1 protein-coding gene is annotated in these 694 nt (G+C 24.6%); it reads left to right on the top strand.

Going from position 1 to position 694, the window contains the following annotated elements; genetic code table 11:
* Positions 1–209 (top strand): hypothetical protein (locus DNK85_RS12695; protein WP_208123185.1); only part of this gene is annotated, 209 nt, incomplete at its 5' end.
* Positions 210–694 lie beyond the last annotated feature (485 nt).

Here is a 694-nt window from a genome sequence, read left to right as displayed (position 1 = left end):
AAGAGAAAGAAAAAGAGAAAATAAGGAAAAGAGAAAAGGAAAGAAAGGGAAAAAAAAAAAGAAATAGAGAAAAAAAAGAAAAAAAAAAAAAAAAAGAAAAGAAAAGAAAAGAAAGAAAGAAAAAAAAAAAAAAAAAAGAAAAAAAAAAAAAAAAAAGGAAAAAAAAGAAAGAAAAAAAAAAAAAAAGAAAGAAAAAAAAAGGAGAGTAAGAAAAAAAAGAAAGAAAAAGAGGGGAAAGAGAAAAAGGGGAGAATGAGAAAAAAAGGAGAGAGAGGAGAAGAAAGATAAGAAGAATAGGATAGAGTTAGGAAGAAAAAAAAAAAAAGAGAGAAAAAAAGAGAAAAGAGGGTAAAGGGAAGAGGAGAAAAAAAAGAAAAGAAGAAGAAGAAGAAGAAGAAATATAAGAAAAGAAGGAAAAAAAGGATGAAAAGGAGGAGGAAGAAGGAGAAGAGGAAAAAGAGAAAAAAAAAGGAAAAAGAGGGGGAGGGATGAAAAGAAAAGAAAAAGATGATGGAAAAGAATGTGGAGGGGAAAAAAAAGAAGAAGAAAAAAAAAAAAAAAGATAAAAAAAAAAAGGGAAAGAAAAAAAAATGAAAGAAAAAAAGAAAGAGAAAAAAAAGAAAAAAATAAAAAAAAGAAAGAAAAGAAAGAAAGAAAAAGAAAAAGAAAAAGGAGAGGAAAAAAAAAAGAAAAA

This window comes from Cysteiniphilum halobium (assembly GCF_003574425.1).
Classification (GTDB): domain Bacteria; phylum Pseudomonadota; class Gammaproteobacteria; order Francisellales; family Francisellaceae; genus Caedibacter; species Caedibacter halobius.
This window is presented reverse-complemented; position numbering and strand designations above follow the sequence as displayed.